14 protein-coding genes and 2 pseudogenes are annotated in these 16,729 nt (G+C 65.0%); 1 reads left to right on the top strand and 15 read right to left on the bottom strand.

Annotated features, from left to right (window positions below; genetic code table 11):
- Window positions 1-63: 63 nt before the first annotated feature.
- The 4 genes and pseudogenes from HC022_RS29765 to HC022_RS00470 all read right to left on the bottom strand — a co-directional run bounded on the left by HC022_RS29765 (window position 64) and on the right by HC022_RS00470 (window position 2,949).
- Window positions 64-1,944 (bottom strand): annotated as a pseudogene (locus tag HC022_RS29765) (FAD-binding and (Fe-S)-binding domain-containing protein).
- A gap of 28 nt (window positions 1,945-1,972) precedes the next feature.
- Window positions 1,973-2,131: a hypothetical protein gene (locus HC022_RS00480; protein ID WP_167450924.1), complete on the bottom strand. Its 159-nt coding sequence runs from the start codon at window positions 2,129-2,131 to the stop codon at window positions 1,973-1,975.
- Between the two features lie 285 nt (window positions 2,132-2,416).
- Window positions 2,417-2,716, bottom strand: a complete 300-nt coding sequence (locus HC022_RS00475) for a type II toxin-antitoxin system RelE/ParE family toxin (RefSeq protein WP_167450923.1) — start codon at window positions 2,714-2,716, stop codon at window positions 2,417-2,419.
- Window positions 2,713-2,949 carry a type II toxin-antitoxin system ParD family antitoxin gene (locus HC022_RS00470; protein ID WP_008888043.1) on the bottom strand — a complete coding sequence of 79 codons (237 nt, stop codon included), beginning with the start codon at window positions 2,947-2,949 and terminating at the stop codon, window positions 2,713-2,715. The genes HC022_RS00475 and HC022_RS00470 overlap by 4 nt, the downstream gene beginning before the upstream one ends.
- Window positions 2,950-3,326: 377 nt before the next feature.
- Between HC022_RS00470 and HC022_RS00465 the strand changes: the two are divergent.
- Window positions 3,327-3,533 (top strand): annotated as a pseudogene (locus HC022_RS00465) (transposase domain-containing protein); the annotation flags it as partial.
- Window positions 3,534-3,919: 386 nt separating this feature from the next.
- Here HC022_RS00465 and HC022_RS00460 read toward each other — a convergent pair.
- From HC022_RS00460 to HC022_RS00410, 11 genes are all read right to left on the bottom strand, one after another.
- Window positions 3,920-5,779: a glycosyltransferase family 2 protein gene (locus HC022_RS00460; protein ID WP_167450922.1), complete on the bottom strand. Its 1,860-nt coding sequence runs from the start codon at window positions 5,777-5,779 to the stop codon at window positions 3,920-3,922.
- The gene (locus tag HC022_RS00455; RefSeq protein WP_167450921.1) at window positions 5,773-7,392 is read right to left on the bottom strand and encodes a hypothetical protein; all 1,620 of its coding nucleotides are present in this window, start codon (window positions 7,390-7,392) and stop codon (window positions 5,773-5,775) included. The genes HC022_RS00460 and HC022_RS00455 overlap by 7 nt, the downstream gene beginning before the upstream one ends.
- Window positions 7,389-8,600 (bottom strand): NAD-dependent epimerase/dehydratase family protein, encoded by a 1,212-nt coding sequence (locus HC022_RS00450; RefSeq protein WP_167450920.1) that lies wholly within the window; start codon window positions 8,598-8,600, stop codon window positions 7,389-7,391. Before HC022_RS00450 ends, HC022_RS00455 begins: the two co-directional genes overlap by 4 nt.
- Before the next feature lie 165 nt (window positions 8,601-8,765).
- On the bottom strand, window positions 8,766-9,626 hold the full coding sequence (locus HC022_RS00445) for a hypothetical protein (RefSeq protein WP_167450919.1): 861 nt from the start codon (window positions 9,624-9,626) through the stop codon (window positions 8,766-8,768).
- Between the two features lie 488 nt (window positions 9,627-10,114).
- Window positions 10,115-10,789 (bottom strand): GntR family transcriptional regulator, encoded by a 675-nt coding sequence (locus HC022_RS00440; protein WP_008888122.1) that lies wholly within the window; start codon window positions 10,787-10,789, stop codon window positions 10,115-10,117.
- 79 nt (window positions 10,790-10,868) lie between these two features.
- The gene (locus HC022_RS00435; RefSeq protein ID WP_008888015.1) at window positions 10,869-11,657 is read right to left on the bottom strand and encodes an HpcH/HpaI aldolase/citrate lyase family protein; all 789 of its coding nucleotides are present in this window, start codon (window positions 11,655-11,657) and stop codon (window positions 10,869-10,871) included.
- Window positions 11,654-13,075 carry an FAD-binding oxidoreductase gene (locus HC022_RS00430; RefSeq protein ID WP_167450918.1) on the bottom strand — a complete coding sequence of 474 codons (1,422 nt, stop codon included), beginning with the start codon at window positions 13,073-13,075 and terminating at the stop codon, window positions 11,654-11,656. The genes HC022_RS00435 and HC022_RS00430 overlap by 4 nt, the downstream gene beginning before the upstream one ends.
- A 102-nt stretch (window positions 13,076-13,177) precedes the next feature.
- Complete coding sequence (locus HC022_RS00425) at window positions 13,178-14,194, bottom strand: DctP family TRAP transporter solute-binding subunit (RefSeq protein ID WP_008888230.1); 1,017 nt, start codon at window positions 14,192-14,194, stop codon at window positions 13,178-13,180.
- A 32-nt stretch (window positions 14,195-14,226) separates the two neighbouring features.
- A complete protein-coding gene (locus HC022_RS00420) occupies window positions 14,227-15,504 on the bottom strand; it encodes a TRAP transporter large permease (protein ID WP_008888144.1) in 1,278 nt (425 codons plus the stop codon).
- Window positions 15,501-16,019 carry a TRAP transporter small permease gene (locus HC022_RS00415; RefSeq protein WP_167450917.1) on the bottom strand — a complete coding sequence of 173 codons (519 nt, stop codon included), beginning with the start codon at window positions 16,017-16,019 and terminating at the stop codon, window positions 15,501-15,503. Before HC022_RS00415 ends, HC022_RS00420 begins: the two co-directional genes overlap by 4 nt.
- Window positions 16,016-16,729 carry an SDR family NAD(P)-dependent oxidoreductase gene (locus tag HC022_RS00410; RefSeq protein WP_008888269.1) on the bottom strand — a complete coding sequence of 238 codons (714 nt, stop codon included), beginning with the start codon at window positions 16,727-16,729 and terminating at the stop codon, window positions 16,016-16,018. The genes HC022_RS00415 and HC022_RS00410 overlap by 4 nt, the downstream gene beginning before the upstream one ends.

Below are 16,729 nucleotides of genomic sequence, written 5' to 3'. Positions count from 1 at the left end.
CATTTGCGAGACGGTGCGGGCGTCGAACCATCTCTTTCGCCGCGGCATTTGATGGCCTTGGATCTAGTCTTCAGCAGCTGCGTGGGTTCCCGGCAAACAAGCCGGACATCCGGTGGCGCCGGCCCGGACCTCCGCCGCACGAAATTCCTGCGGCAAGAGCACCTCCGACACGTCGAGCCCCGCCTTGCGATAGTCCTGCCGCAGCGCCATGACGAAGGCCGGGTCGAGACCGATCATCGGCGCGCCGCTGGCCGCCCCGTCGCTGAGCGCCGCCACCAAACGCCGCGCCATCTTCGCAAACCCCGCCCGGTCGCCAAGGTCACCCGCCACTTTGCCCGCTGGCAGCATCTCGACAAAGAGCGGCACATAGCCGAGGGCCGTGAGGCCTTGATAGACATCGCGCTGCGTCGCGCCGTCATAGAGCGCCGAGAACCAATCCCTCCACACAAGAACCGCGCGCGCCGGAAGCGCGCGCTGTTTGAGCTCAGACAGTGAGACCCGTGCCGAACGCGGCAAGGGCTGCGCCAGATCAGCGGGCAGGTTTGTAACGCCCAGCACGGCCTCAGCGGCGCGCCGCGCGAGCGGCCAGAAGGGGCATATCACGGGCGCCGCGCGCAGCATGAGCGGGCTCAGACGTTCGGCCAGCAGCATCGCCCGGTCCGCCAGCGGCCGCGCCTTGCGGGTGTAGACATCCGCGTAGAACGCCGCGCGCATCGCCGGAATGTCCACCTGCACCGGGTAGTTCGAGGAGCAGGCCTTGCAACCGAGGCAGGTGTCGAGCGTGCCAAGAAGATCCGCCTCGTCAATCGTCGCCTCTGCGGTCCGACGGTCCTCGTGCCACGCCCGCAGCGCATCGGCCCGGCCTTTTGGTGAGTGGCGCACGTCCCCCGTCGCCTTGAACGACGGGCACATGGGCACGCTGGCCGCGTAGCTCAGGCATTGCGCGTTGCCGTTGCAGCGGAAGGCCTTTTCCAGCGGATCGCCGTTGGGCGCGTTGAAGGGCCGGAACGGCGTCGTGGCGATGCCCATGACCGGCGTGTCCGTGGCCACCAGCTTGCCGGGATTGTAGCGTCCCGCGGGATCGAAGGCGGCCTTTACCCCCTGCAAGTCGGCGTAGGCCTCTGGCCCGATCCAGCCCTCGAGATAAGCACCGCGCACCCCCTTGCCATGTTCTCCCCAGAAGATGCCGCCATGCCGGTTCACCAACGCGAAAATCTGGTCCGAGACCTGCACCAGCCGCGCACGGTCTGCCTCGGCGTCGATGTCCAGCGCGGGGCGGATGTGCAGGTAGCCGACGTCGACGTGCCCATAGATGCCAAAGCTCAGACCGTGCCGGGTGAGGATGTCGAGAAATCCATCAAGGAACTCCGGCAGCGTCTCGGGGTGCACCACGCAATCCTCGACGACGGCCACCGGTCGGGCGCGGCCCTCGACCTTCCCCAAAAGTCCGACACCGGCCGAACGGATCGCTCAGAGCTCGCGGATCTCATCGCTGCCTGCGGCGACATGCACCGCCCGGATGCCGGGCAAGCCCTGCAGACGCGCCTCGCAGGCGGCGATGCGCGCCTCGAGTTCCGCCGCATCATTGCCATTGAATTCAACGAAGGTGTAGGCCAGCGCCTTACCGCCCTGCGGACGCAGGGTCTCGGGCAGGCGGCCAAGCAGACCGGCCTCATCGGCCAGCGCCTGCACCCTTTCATCCATCACTTCGATGGCTGTCGGGTTGTCCTGCAGCGGCGGCATCGCGGCTGCCAGCGAGGCGCGGAAGTTGGCAAAGCCCGCGACCACGAGGCGCTTTTCCTTCGGCAGCGGGCGGAGCTTCACCCGGATGCGTGTGATAGCCCCCAGCGTGCCCTCCGAGCCGGGGAAGAAAAACGAACGCGCGATCGACAGCAACTTGCACTGCTGGCCGATCGACAGATCCGGGTGGTCAGGCTCGATCATGCCGCGCCTCACTTCCCGCCCCAAGGCTTCAGATTTCGTTCCAAAAAGAGTTGGCCACCGCCAGCTCCCCGATCTTGGCGTGGAGCTCCTTCACCTGCTCCTCGTCAATCTCCGGCTTCTTGCGGCCCCCGCACTCGAACTCACCGGAGGCGCCTTCGAGCAGGGCTCGCTTCCATTGATGGATCATCGTCGCCTCTCGGCGTTTGCATGCAAACACCTGCCGGTCCTAGATACACTCCGAGCCGGCTTGCCAGCTCGGCGGCCGTCTCTTCGCCTTTCAGGGCTTCCAGCGCGACCTTCGCCTTGAACTCAGGCGCGTGCTGATTGCGCTTCGACATCTCTGATCTCCTTGTCGTCGAAGATCAGCAGACTGCAAATCATAGCTTATGTCAGTGTCCGAATTTTGGGGGCAGCTCATTGCTCGTTCCAAGCAGGGGCACAAAACTCCGATGGAACTTGCCTTGCACCCGCGTCATTCGCTCAGGACGACATCCCAGTTCGCCCGTCCGTGCAGCACCCGTATCACCTCCAGCGTGGTATTGTGCGCAACATAGACGACTATGTGGGCCCGGTAGCGGTGCAACCGCACTGGGGGCGTGAAGTCGTCCCGCAGACGGGCGATCTCGGGGTAGTCGGCCAGCAGCCGCAAGGTCGCGTCCAGACCCTGGAGATAGTCGATCGCCTGCGCGCGGGAATGTTCCTGCTCGGTATAGTCCCAGATTTCGGCAAGGTCTCTTTCGGCCGCCGGGCGTAGCCGCAGTTCGCGGCTCATTCAGTGTCGGCCCGGTCCTTCAGGAAGGCCGCCATGTCGAAGGGCCGTGCTGGCCCGCTCTGCAGGCCCTCGTCCACCAGCCTCTGGATCTCGGCCACGGCTGCCTCGCGCGCCTGATCGCGCCGGATCAGGTCGCGGACATAGTCGCTGGCATTGCTGTAGCGCCCGTCGCGGGTGCGGGATTCGACCCAGGATTTCATCGGGTCCGGTAGGGATACGTTCATAGTCGCCATGCGCGTATCTTGCCGGGCATGGCAAAGATTGTCAACCAGCGACAGCACCCGCCATTCCCGGCTCGGTCGTGGGCTCGGAAGCACGAGTGGAGGGACTGATGCGCCCCTAATCCATCAGGAGAACTTATTAACCATGCCAAAGTGGGTGGCTTGACGTGATGCGCGCTGCACTCGCACTCGTCACAGTTCTTGCGCACGGCTGCATGTGGTCCGGCGTCGCGGCGCAAACCGCTTGCAACCTACCCGTAGAAGCCTGCTACTAGCCGCTCCCAGCGACCAGGCCGACTAGATGAATGGTACTTTCGCGCTGCTCCTCGGGGCGGCCATTGTGATATTGTCTCCTTCGACCGCTTCAACGTTGCGACGTATGTAGGTGAAGGTCCTGGCTCTCCGCCGGCTCCGAGCGCGGCGGCGATCGAGCAGCCTTCATGTACTCCTTGGTCGTCACGGCAAAGATGAACGACATCGACCCGCAAGCATGGCTCGCTGACGTCCTCGCCCGACTCCCCAGCACAACGGCATCACGCATGCCGGACCTTCTGCCCTGGAATTGGCTGCCATCAGAGCGCCGACGTGCGGCATGACCACGGCCTATGCCGGATGCTTACACTTCTTCATCGAGAGGCTGTGGTGTACCCTGAAATCCGAGTGCGTCTACCTGCATGTCTGGGAAACCGGATCAGAGACGAAAGCGGCCGTCCGGAAACGCACTACCTTCTAAAATCATCCCGCACTCAGCCCCGACAGAAAGCCTCCGACGCTGGTCTATTGGCAGACGACTGATATTAACTGACCCGATCAGCACGTGCAGCGAGTAGCTTAAATTACGCCAGATCCTCTCCAAGAGATGGGGGTAGCTCAGAGATCTGGCGCGTGCAGCCTTTGGGTCGATTGTGCCGCAGATCTGGCCGCCTGAAAACCGTGTTGGCGGATCGTAGAACTCAGGGCCAGGCAACCTGAGAAAGCCGCCCTATTCCGTCGCCTTGGCCCCCGGCGACCGCCGGGCCGAAACGCCTGTCTGATATCCCTGAAAGCTGATCGAGAGCATGGATTCCAGCGTCAGGTAGGAGCGGAACATCCGAAAGACCAGATATTGCGGCAGATGCAGCAGCGCGCGGAATCTGCACATCGTCAGGGCAGCAAAGATCACCATGATCATTGGCGCCCCCATCAGGAAGGCGAGCACCGCCTGCACGGAGATTGAGCTCCTCGGGTCGGGGGCCATGAGCAGGAAGATTGTTGCGAAGAGCAAGAACGGCAGGGCGATGGCTCGGCGGGCGGTATTGATGAGCAGATAGGGCATCAACAGCTTGCTGCGGATCGACAGGTTGCGCAGGTGAAAATGCTGGCGATTGCGTGCCATGACGTGGAAGAGAGAGCGAAACCACCGCATCCGCTGCTCGCGCATGTGCGAAAAGGTGCGCGGCACTTCCGAAACGAAGGTCGCGCTCGGATCGACCACCAGGCGACGACCGGATTCGGCGATGCGGATGGCCGCGTCGGTGTCCTCGCCGTTCATCCCGCTGGCAAAGCTGCCAGCCTCGCGCAGCGCCTGCGTGTTATAGGCCACGAACATGCCCGGGACGCCGATGATCGCGTCGCCGGCGCCATAGGCCACCTGATCGAGCCCGACCTTCAGGATCACCTCCAGATCGCGCACGCCATCGAAAAACCCGCCGCCCGGCGCGAGTGCCTGACCGCCGGCAACAGCGACCAGCGGATTGGAGAAATGCCGCATGACGCGCCACAGCGCCTCGGGAGTGACCTGCGTATCCGCGTCGATGCGCACGACATAGTCGGTGCGGGTCTCTGCGATGCCCCTGTTGAGCGCATGCGCTTTGCCCGGCACCGGTTCGGACAGCAGCCGCCCCCGGATACGTCGCGCCCGGAGCAGCGCTTCCCGCACGATCTTCGGTGTCGCGTCGGACGAATTGTTGTCGATCACCAGCAGCGTCACATCGTTGTGATAGTGCTCCGCGGCGACATCCAGCGAATGGATCGTGTCGTCGATGATATGCGCCTCGTTATGCGCCGGTATGATCACCGTGATCGGCGGCGCAAACCGCCCTGGCGGGTAGAAGATACCCCGGAACGCAGCAACCCAGTTCAGCAGCACGAAGAGCAGCGGAAGGAACAGGAAAACGCCGGTGCCGATGCCTCCCAGCAGCGCCAGTTCGCGCAGCTTGGCAATGCCGGGCAGATCCATGCGGGCCACCGTCATCGAGATGCCGGCGGACAGGGAAACCGTAAGGGACGCGACGAGAAACTGAGTCGGGTGGACGTGCTTGCGCATCGGGCTGTCGTCGCGCGGCGGCATGTCGCCATGGCGCAGGATGCGTACGGAAAAGATCAGCAGCCCGGCAAGCCCCGAGATCGGCAGTGCCATATGAAGATGCATTGGCAGCTCTAGATAGAGATGCAAGAGCGCCGCCATCAGATCGAAGATGCCAAACGTCAAAAGGGCGGTCAGGCAAAGATCCAGGCCAAAGAAAATGCGTCCGGACAAACCGCCGTCCATGGCACTGGCATAGCCTAGATAGAAGCTCAGCATGAACAGCCGGATGGGGATCGTGTAAGAGCCCTCGTACCTCGTGAGATAGATATCTCCCTCGGGAAAGATCCGCTCTAACAGCGGAATGTTGTGTAGCGCATAGGTGCCCAGCATCGCGAGGAGCAGCGTGACGCAGATCGCCTGCGGCGCGATCCAGTGCGCCACGGGGCGGGTCAGGCGCAGCGGCGCGCTGTCGACGGACGAGAACTGCGCCCGCGACAGGATTGCGTCATGCCCGTCCGTGACCGGGGGCGGCGGGTTTGCCGCGGCGCTCACCATTCGATCAGCAGCGCCGCGTCGCCAAGGCCAGTCGCCGGCAGCGCGACTTCGGGGGCGAGCCGCTCTACAGTCACCGATTGCAGATCCGCGCCACCGCCCCGCACCAGATAGCGATGCACCACCTCGCCCGAAGTGCCGGCACTCGGCGCCTCACTGGAGATCACCGCGATGCGCGGAACCTCCGCGGCGTCTGCGCTTGCAACCGGCGTGGTCAGCGGCAGGACGAGCCCGAGCAGCGCTGCGCCATCGCGCGCGGCGGCCAGCGACAGATCGCCGGGCAGCGCAAGCGCGACGGCATCGCCGCGCGCCAGCCGCTGTACCAGAGCCTCGGCGCCCCCGGTTTCGTTGCCCGGTGAGGCGAGGCTGAGCACCGTCTCGTCCAGCATCTGCGCCGCCGCGTCGGGGCCGGCGCGACAAATCCCCTGGTTCGGCGTCGGATCGACGAGCGTCACCTCGATTTCGTTGATCAGCCCCTGACGCGCGGCGGGCAGCGCCACCGGCAGGTCGATGCGCTCGGAGCGCCCGTCATGGCTCGACGAATGGATCAGTGTCCCGTTCAGCGTCACCCGCAGATTCCAGTCGGCCTCGGCGCCGAGCCGACTGGTGACCATCGCCAGATCGAGCCGGTTCGGCAAGCGTCCGTCCGGCATGTCGGCGAGGCGGTAACCGAAGGTCCAGCGCCGGCTGCGCCGGAAGCTGTTGGTCTGCGTGTCGGCGCCCAGCAGCGAGACCGGCACCGGCCAGTCGCTGCCGTAGATTTCGGGCAGCACCGCGCCGCGCAGGGCCGCCAACCGGCCAATGCCCTCCTTCGAGTCCGCGACCCGGATGCCGCCCTCGCCATCTTCGGCCACCGGCACCGCATTGGCGCCGGTCAGCGCAACAGCACCTTCGGCCACGAGCTCCACCGGCGCGCCCATCCGTGTGAGGTATTGCGCGACCCAGAGTGGTACCGAGCCATCGCCTGCGGTATCGACCTGCGTGAACCTCAGCGGCTGCGGTATGATCGCCAGCGCGGTTTCGGCGCCGATCTCGCCGGACTCGTGGCGCAGCATCAGCCGGCTGGCCTCGTCGATCTCCACGGCAACACCCAGATTGGTCGCGTTGCTCGGGCAGATCTGGCCCTGATTGGTGGTCCCGTCCCCGGTCAGCGCCACCGTCAACATCCGCCCGGCAAGATCCTCGGGCCGCAGCTCGTAGATCAGATTGCGGCGCTGCTCGCCGGGTTCAATTACCAGGGCCTCGCGTTCGGTGCCGTTGATCAGCACCCGCACCAGCCCGTCGCCATGCGCGATCATCTGGATGTCGAGCACAAGCTGCAACTGGCCGCTCAGCACCGGCAGGTTGTGCGGCAACGGAAAGCGGATTTCGGCGGAGCCCGGAAAGCCGGTGAGGCCAACCCACTGGCCCGGATCGGGGCGCTGCACTGTCAGCGTACCGGCCCCCGCCGTAATCGGTCGGGGCATGCGACCCTCGACCGTCTGGAGCTGCTCAGAGGAGATCCCAAGCTTTGCCGCAACGAAACGACCGAGATCGGGATTAGACAGAATGGTGACAACGGTGGCCACGAGAAAGGTCGTGATCGCGAGCGCAATCAGCCGGGCAAATTCGGTCATGTGGCAGTCACTCCGGTCTTGAGCACGCCAGGCCGGTTTTCAGGCGTCCAGAGCGAACGCGCGGGGATTGTCTCGCGGTGGCTGCGTTCCTTGAAATGGCGCGCGATGTCGAGCGTTTCCGCCAGCAGCCGGTCCCGCAGTAAGATCGGATGAAACCCGAGGCTGCGGAAGCCGGCATTAGAGACCTGAAGACGGTTCTCGTCGGCCTCCTTGCGGGGATTGTCCACATGGGCGATGCTCGCCCCGGTCAGTTCCGCCACCAGCGCCGCCAGGTCGCGCACGCGTAGCGACTCCGCCACTTGGTTGTAGATCCGCACGCGCTCGCCCCGTAACGGCGGGTTCGCCACCGCCAGCGAAACGCAGCGCGCGGTGTCTTGGATATTGATGAAGGCGCGGGTCTGGCCACCGCTGCCATGCACAGTGAGCGGATAGCCCACCGCCGCCTGCATCACGAAGCGGTTTAGCACCGTGCCGTAATCGCCATCGTAATCGAAGCGGTTGATCAGCCGCGGATCGCGCCGGGTCTCCGGGGTCTGGGTGCCCCAGACGATGCCCTGATGCAGATCGGTGATCCGCAGCCGGTCGTTGCGAGCATAGAACTGGAACATCAGGTGATCCATCGACTTCGTCATGTGATAGACGCTGCCGGGCTTGGTGGGGAAAACGATGTCGTGTTCACTCAGACTGCCGTCGGGTTCTTCGATCTTCACATCGAGATAGCCCTCCGGGATCTCGCCATTGAACCCGTCATAGCCATAGACCCCCATCGTGCCGAGATGGACGAGATGGCAGTCGAGTCCGAGATCGGTCAGCGCCACCAGAGTGTTGTGGGTGGCGCGGATATTGTTGTCGACCGTGTAGCGCTTGGTCGCGGGAGTCTTCATCGAATAGGGCGCCGCGCGCTGTTCGGCGAAGTGCACGATGGTGTCGGGGCGCTGCGTGTCGAGCAGCGCGCGCAGCCCGTCGTAATCCTCGGCGATATCCAGCCGGTGAAAGGCGATGCGCCGGCCAGAGATTTCCTCCCAGGCATCGAGCCGGGTTTCGAGTTCGGCGATAGGGGTCAGGCTCGACGCGCCCAGCTCGGCGTCGATCGCGCGCCGCGAAAGATTGTCGACGATTGCGACCTCGTTTCCCAGCGCAGAAAGATGAAGTGCGGTCGGCCAGCCACAAAAGCCGTCACCGCCAAAAATCAGGATTTTCTTTGCCAAGATGTCTTCCCCCTACGGTAGATTATTAAGTGCGAATAAGTAGATCATCAGCGAAACATGGATGTTCGCGGCGTCTTTGTGGATGGTGCGGGTGACGATACGGCGGGCAGCTTGAGCCGCATCGGACCCATGCGGCTGAAAGCGGGGCCGGCGGCATCTTGCTGATCAGTTCAGCGGGATCATGAACATCATCCCGAGCAGACTGCCGTGGTAGGACTTTCTGCCATTTGTAGAGTCGTTTGTTTCGTAACCGACATAGGCTTCCATGTTCAGCCGCTCCGTGAGCGCCGTCTCGATGCCGAAACTCCCATGAAAGCGCTCGTCATAGCGCCCGCCGGCATTGTAATCGCGGGTGAATAGCGCCGTCTTGGCCACCAGATCCGTGTCCGGATCGAGGCGCTGGCGGTAGGAGAAGCGCAGCCCGAGCTCATCATAGCTGAACCTCGCGGCCTCGGCGTCGCGCCGCTCGGCATAGAGTGTCGTGGTGACGCGCCGGCTCCAGTCGTCGGAGCCCCACAGATGCATCACATCGAACAGGTATTCGCGCTGGTCGTAGCCGCGAAAGGTCTTGAGATCGTTCTGCTCGCGATAGCCGATCCGGGCGCGCAGCTGCACGGTCTGGCGCTGTGCCGGGGCAAAGCGCAGGGCGCCGGAAAGCCGCATCCGGGAATAGACCTCGCCATCGGGTCCGGTGGCATGGCGGGCCTGTGCCCCCAGCCGGAGCTGCGTCCAGAACGGGTGATCCAGCGGCACCATGCCCAGGATCTCGGCATCGAGATAGAGCCGGTCGTTATTCTCCGCGTCGGGGTAGCGTTCGCGCGAGAGGCCAAAGGACAGATCCGTCCAGCCCCGTCCGGCAGCTTCGAAACGACGGCTCGTCTTGAGCCCGTAAACAAATCGCGTCTCAAGCTCGAGTTGTAGCCCGTCGTCATGCCGGTCGTCGACTGCGTCCCGGTCGGCCAGAAAGGTCAGATCGGTTTGCCAACCCTGCTCGGCCGAAAGGGAGCCTGCCGTGCCAAGGACCAACAGCGATGCAATGAAGGTCAGTATCAGCTAAATGATCTTGTGCGCCATCGTCACCGTAGGCCTCATCCGTAGTGGAAAAATCGAAATTATCTCACAGCGTATTCCCGACACGACTGTCCGTCTGATCCTGTTTTCCGTGCATTGTCAAGTCATTGCCTTGCGAAAGGGGGTGTTTTTGGCGCCCTGCGCTATCTCGGTGTCGAGCTCGAAGATGCGCTCGCCATCGCGGAGGCGGTGGCGGTGCTGGCCGTGCTGCCCGGCAGCCGGTAAGCGGAGCAGGGGCGAAGGTGGAGCCTGGGACCACAGATGTATGCTCTGCGGCATCCCTACCCCGCCTCGGATTGGCATAAGCGCCAATCTGCAAGAGCGCCCGGTACCCGGGGAAGCCTGTACACGTCCAGCGCGTTAGCAGACGCGGGACCCCGCAGAAGCCGAGAAGAAGAGAGAACTCTCAAGACCTTTAAGAGCAAACTCGGCGAAAGGGATGCTCACACCCTCGACAGCTCATCGATTGCATCAGAACGGATCGAGGTAATGTGCTTGCGCAGGACCTCGTCCACCTGCTCCCAGTCGACCTTTCGCAAGCCTTCGACGATCGCAACGTGCTGGTCGAAGCTGTCCTCGCGCCGCTGTTTGAACCTTGCGTTCAGCGCGGTTCGAATGGTCGCGATGCGCGCCTCGACCAGATCGAAGGCATTCTGCACGAGGTTGTTGCCACAGAAGTCGAAGAAGAGGTTGTGGAACTCGGTGTCGATACGCACGTATCCGATTTCGTCGCCCGCCTGCATCCGCTCGCGCATCCGCTCCACCGCGTCAGACAGTGCCACGAGAAAGCCCTCGCGATCGGCTGCCATCGACAGCCGGAGCGCCTCGCGCTCCAGCATGAGCCGATAGTCGCAAATCTCGGCCACATCGGCCGCCGTGGGCTGAAACACGAAACTGCCGCGCTTCGGCTTGATGGTGACCAGACCGGTGAACTGAAGCGCGTTGAGCGCGTCGCGCACCGGCGATCTGCTGACCCCGAAGGCGTTGGCCAGCTTGTCCTCCGAGATATTCTCGCCGAACTTGTAGTGGCCATCGATGATCGCTTCGCGCAGCCGTTCGACGACGATCTCGGTCAACGTCTTGGGTTGTTCGATCTGCATCTTCCGGTTCACGCTCATTCGGGTCGCCTTGTTCTCGGGCGCCCGCCGGCGCAACCCCGACGTCTTAGCACGCGGGGCAATGTCAGGAAATCCGGCCTTACGCGAGATCTGCCAGCTGCTCGTCGCGGACTGCTGCAGCGTCACAGGCGGCGCCGATGAGGAAAGACACGTCGTTGACGCCGGCCACGAGGGTGAATCCGCGTGCGCGCAGGTCGGCCCAGTCCCGCCCGCCACCGCAGACGGTTGCCAGCAGCGCGCCGGCCCCGGTCACCGCCCGTTCGACCTCGGCAAAGGCCGCCTGCGGGGTTGCATGCTCCATCTGCTCCATGTTGCCGAGGGTTGCCGCCAGGTCATTGGGGCCGAGGAAGATCCCGTCCACGCCTTCCACCGCGCAGATGCCCGGCAGCGCGTCGATGCTCTCGCGGGTCTCGCACTGCACGAACAGAAGCATGTCCTCGTTTGCCGTGCGCACCGCATAGTCCGGCCGCGTGCCGTAGTCCGAGCCGCGCACGATCGGCGCCGCGTAACCACGCCCCACTCCACCTGTGCCGCGCACCGGGTAGCGGCAGGAGGCGGCAATGCCGCGCGCCTGCTCGACGCTGTTCACCATCGGAACGACGATCGACCGGAAACCGCGGTCGAGCACCTTCTTTAGCGTTGTGTCGGACCCGTCGGGTACGCGCAGGATCACCTCGCCGCCCGCCGCCTCGACAGCGCGGGCCACCGCCACCCAGGTCTCGAGATCGCCGATGCCGTGCTCGCCGTCGATCAGCACCACCGGCCAGCCGTGGCGCACGAAGATCTCGGCGATGTCCGGGTGGCCCAACTCGGCCCAGGCGGCGGCGACGAACTCGCCCTTCTGCAGGCGGGATTTCAGAGCGTTCATGCGTCGGTCTTTCCGGTTGCGGGCGTGTCGATGACCTTGCCCGGGTTGAGCAGCCCCTGCGGATCCAGCGCGGCCTTGATGCGGGCCATCAGCGCGAGTTCCTTCTCGGACCGGGTGTAGGAGAGGTAGGGTTTCTTCAACAGGCCGATGCCATGCTCGGCCGAGATCGTGCCGCCGAAGTCGCGCACCGTGTCGTAGACAACCGCGCTGATGCGTTTCATCGGCGGCTGCGCCTGTGCGCGGTCGAGTGCCACAATGTGCAGGTTGCCGTCGCCGATATGGCCGTAATAGACCGACAGCGCCTCGGGCATATCCTCTTTCAGCCGCGCCCGGCAGGCATCGGCGAATTCGTTCATCCTGGTCTGCGGCAGGCCGATGTCGAAGGCGCAATGCGGCCCCAGTACAATCTGGAACTCGGCGCAGGCATCCCGCACGTCCCAGAAGGACTGCACGTCGCCGAGGCTCTGCGAGATGGCGGCATCGGCGATGATGCCCGCCTCGAAGGCTCCCTCGATCCATGACATGAATCGCGGCCCGTCGATATCCTCGTCGAGGCCCTGCGCCTCGAGCAGCACGTACATTGCATGGGTGCCTTCGAGCGGGCTGCGCGCGCCGACCTCCCCGGTGACCACCTGCCAGTAGTCGGGCCACATCACCTCGAAAGCCGAGAGCATTGGGCCCAGACCGCGCCGGGCCGCCGCCAGCAACTTGAGGACGTCCTCGTAGGACGAAAGGCCACAGAGCGCCGCGTTGACGCAGCCCGGTTTCGGGTGCATCCGCAGCACCGCGCGGGTCACGATGCCCAGCGTGCCCTCGGAGCCGATGAAGAGCTGCTTCAGATCATAGCCAGCGTTGTTCTTCAGCATCTTGTTGAGACCGTCGATCAACGTTCCGTCCGGCAGCGCATATTCGAGTCCCAGCACCATCTCGCGCGTCATGCCGTAGCGGATCACCCGGTTGCCGCCGGCGTTGGTGCCGATATTGCCGCCGATCTGGCACGACCCGCGCGCGCCGAGGTCGAGCGGAATGAAGAAACCCGCCTCGTCGGCCGCCTTTTGGATCACCTCGAGCGGCGTGCCGGCGCGCACCGTCATGGTCGCCGCCGCGGGGTCGATCTCCTCGATCCCGGCCAACCTCTCGAGCGAGATGGCGACGCAGCCTGCCACCGGGTGCGCGCCCCCGGCAAGGCCAGTCAGCCCACCCTGCGCGACCATCGGCACACCGTGTTCGGCGCAGATCCTGACCGCCTCGGCGACGCCCTCGGGGCTGTCGGGGCGCACCACCGCCAGCGGCGCGACAGCCGGCAAGAAACTGGTGTCATGCAGATTCCGCGCAGGCACGTCATCTCCGGTGAACAGCGCGGCACCGGGGAAGGCCTCCGCGAGGGCGGCAAGGCAGGAAGCTGTGTCGAGAGGCATGGTCGCTCCGGTCGATGGGACTGGGATAGGGAATTCAGGGAAACCGGCGCGCGCGGGAGGGTGGCGCGCCGGTTTCATGTCCGGCCCTCAGGCCGGACGTGTTCAGGAGCCGCCGCGAACCTTGTCGAGTTCCGCCAGCAGTCGGTCGAGGTTTTCCTGTCCGACCGAGTCGGCGGCCGCGTCGTAGACCGGGCCGACCAGTTCCCTCAGCTTGTCCGTCTCGGCAGCGGGCATCTCGTTGATCTCCATGCCTTCGGAGGTCAGCAGCTCCGCGGCCTCGCCGACGGCTGCGCGCGAGCGGGCGATCTGGGCGTTCCTGGCCTCTGCGGCGCAAGAGGACACCAGCGCCTGCTCGTCGGCGTTGAGCCCCTCCCAGACCTGCAACGACATCAGCACCGGTGTCGGCGAATAGGCATGGCGGGTCAGCGTCAGGTACTTCTGCACCTCGTAGAACTTGCTCGCCTCGATCAGTGGCAGCGGATTCTCCTGGCCGTCAACCGCGCCGGTCTCGAGCGCGGTGAAGACCTCGCCGAAGGCCATCGGCACGGGGTTCGCGCCGAGGCGACGGAAGGTATCGAGGAAGATCGGGTTCTGCATCACGCGGAAGTTCAGGCCCTCGAAGTCCGACACGGCATTCAGCGGACGCTTGGAGTTGGTGGCGTTGCGGAATCCGTTCTCCCAGATCGACAGCAGTACGAGGTCGTGCGCGGGCATCTTCTCGGCCAGGTAGTCGAAGTAGGGGCCGGTCATGATGGCATCCACTTCCTCGTCATTGGCAAAGACGAAGGGCAGTGAGAACACCCCCATGGCAGGTTCGATGCCGGCAATCGCGGCGGCGCCGGTGACCACCATCTCGATCGAGCCGGAACGCACCGACTGCGTGGCCTCGGCGTCGTCGCCGAGCTGACCCGAGTAGAAGCCGCGCAGCTTCATCGACCCGTCCGAGCCATTGGCGAGGCATTCGGACATGGCGTCGACACCGGCGGCCACGGGGTGATCCTTGGACGCGCCGTTCGACACCTTGAAGGTGTGGCGGCCGTAATCGGCCGCAAGTGCCGGGCTGGTCAGGGCGGTCGCCGCGAGAACGACGGCCGCAAGGGTCTTGAACTTGAACGTCATGGTAGGTCTCCTCCTAGGTGAAACGGGGTCGGTCAGCGCAGCCAGTTGAGCGGCGTCAGAACGAGTTGCGGGAACAGCACGAGCAGGATCAGCACGGTGACCTGCGCGATCAGGAAGGGTGCCGCGCCCTTGGCCACCTTGTGCAGCGGCACGCCGGACACGCCTGCCGAGACACTCAGCACGATGCCGACGGGCGGCGTGACGAGGCCGATGGCGCAGTTGATGACGAAGAGGACGCCGAAATACACCGGGTCGATCCCCGCCTCCTCGACCACCGGCAGGAGCACCGGCGCGAGGATCAGGATGGTCGGCCCCATGTCCAGCATCGTGCCGATCATCAGCACCAGCGCCATGATCACGATCAGCAGAAGCGTCGGGCTGTCCACCAGTGGACCGACGAGGTCCAGCACGGTGCCCGACAGGTCGGCGATGGTGATGAACCACGCGGTGGCCAGCGCCGCGGCCGCCAGCATCATCACCACCGAGGTGGTCAGCGCCGCGTCCCGGAACACGCCGAACAGGTCGCTGACCTTGAGCTCCCGGTGTACCACCATCCCGACGAAGATGGCGTATACCGCGGCGATCACGGCGGCCTCGGTCGGGGTGACCACGCCGAAGCGGATGCCGCCGAGGATGATCACCGGCATGCCCAGCGACCACAGCGCTTTGCGGGTCTCTTCCAGCCGCACGCCCCAGCCCTGTCGCGGCCGCGGCTGCACGTTGTCGCGGCGAGCCACGATCAGCCAAGCGATGATCGCCCCGAGACCCATCATCACGCCGGGCACGATGCCGGCCAGGAACAGCTGGGTGATCGACAGGTTCGTGGCCACGGCAAAGATGATGTAGGCGATCGACGGCGGGATGATCGGGGCGATCACGCCGCCCGAGGCCATGAGCCCGACCGAACGCGCCTCGTCATGGCCCGACTGTTTCATCATCGGCAGCATGATCGCGATCAGCGCCGCGCTGTCCGCCGCCGCCGAGCCCGACAGCGAGGCGAGGATGATCGCGGCAAAGATCGCCACCACGCCGAGCCCGCCGCGCACGTGACCGACGAAGGCCATGGCGAAGCCGATGATCCGCCGCGACATGCCGCCGGCGTTCATCAACTCGCCGGCCAGCAGGAAGAACGGGATCGCGAGAAGCGAGAAATTGTTGGCGCCGACCACCATCCGCTGCGAGATCACCTGCGGGTCGAAGAGGTCCATCTGCAAGCCCATGGCCGCGGCGCAGATGATCAGAGCAAAGGCGACGGGGACACCGATGCTCAGGCTGACGCCCAGCGTCAGGATAAACAGGAGAAGGGTCATTCGCGCACCTCGATCTCGCTTTCCGCGACAGTCGGATGCCCCGGCGCTCCGCTCAGGCGGCCGGTGGCATAGCCCAGCATCCGCAACCCGGCCATCAGGCCAACCAGCGCAGACATCGGGATCAGCACGCCGAAGACCCAGATCATCGGCATGCGGGTGACGGGAGCGATGTTCGTCGCATTGACGTGGAACTGCTGGAGCGTGCCCACGAGGATCAGGATGCAGACCCCCAACACCGCGCCGTTGGCGATGGTCAGCAGCACCCGGCGCACCGGAGCGCTGACCGTCGCCACCACCAGATCGAAGCCCATGTGCATGTTGCGCCGCATCGCCACGATGGCGCCGATGAAGATCAGCCAGACGAAGAAGAAGCGCGAGAGCTCCTCGCTGACGTCGATGCCCGACCCGAACCCGTAGCGCAGCACGACATTGGCAAAGACCATGAGCGTCATGCCTGCCAGCAGGACCACGAGGGCGCATTCGAGAGCCTTGAAGAAATAGTCGATCAGTCTCACCGGCGGCCTCCCGCGATCCGGATGATCTCACCCGTGGTGTAGGCCGCGTCGAAAAGCAGCCACTCCGTCGCCTCTGCCACCTCGTCTGGGCTGCCCATGCGCTGCATCGGGATGCCCTCGGCAGCCCTGGCGCGCGCGGCAGCGTCGGCCATCACCGCGTCCTGGATCGGCGTGTCGATGATGCCCGGGGCCAATGCGTTCACGCGCACCTCCGGCGCGAAATCCCGGGCCATGGCACGGGTCAGCGCGATGATCGCCCCTTTCGAGGCCCCGTAGCTGGCGAAGCCCGGCGCGCCGCCGTTCTCTCCGGCGATCGAGGCCATGTTGACGATGGCCGCCGTGGAATGGGGGCGGCGCGCGGCGATGAAGCACGAGGCCACCTGCATGAACCCCGTGACGTTGATTGCCAGCACCCGCGCGATCTCGGACGGGTCAAGGTCGCCCCAATCCATCTGCCGCCCAAGGATGCCCGCGTTGTTGACGAGATGACTGACCCCCTCGAGCGACGCCGCCGCCCCTGTCACCGCCTGCACGTCGGAAACATCCACCTGCCGGACCTCGGCGCTGTCGCCAAGCTCGTCCTGCGCGGCTTGCAGCGCCGCGGCCGAGATGTCCCACAGGATTGCCCGCATGCCGCGGGCCACCACCCGCCTTGCCACGGCGAGGCCGATGCCCGAGCCTGCACCTGTGATAAGCACTTTTGCCGTCAT

Origin of the sequence: Salipiger sp. HF18 (assembly GCF_011806505.1) — a bacterium.
In the GTDB taxonomy this organism is placed as follows: Bacteria; Pseudomonadota; Alphaproteobacteria; order Rhodobacterales; family Rhodobacteraceae; genus Salipiger; species Salipiger thiooxidans.
Note: the sequence above shows the minus strand (reverse complement) of the source record. Positions and strands in the feature narration are given on the sequence as shown.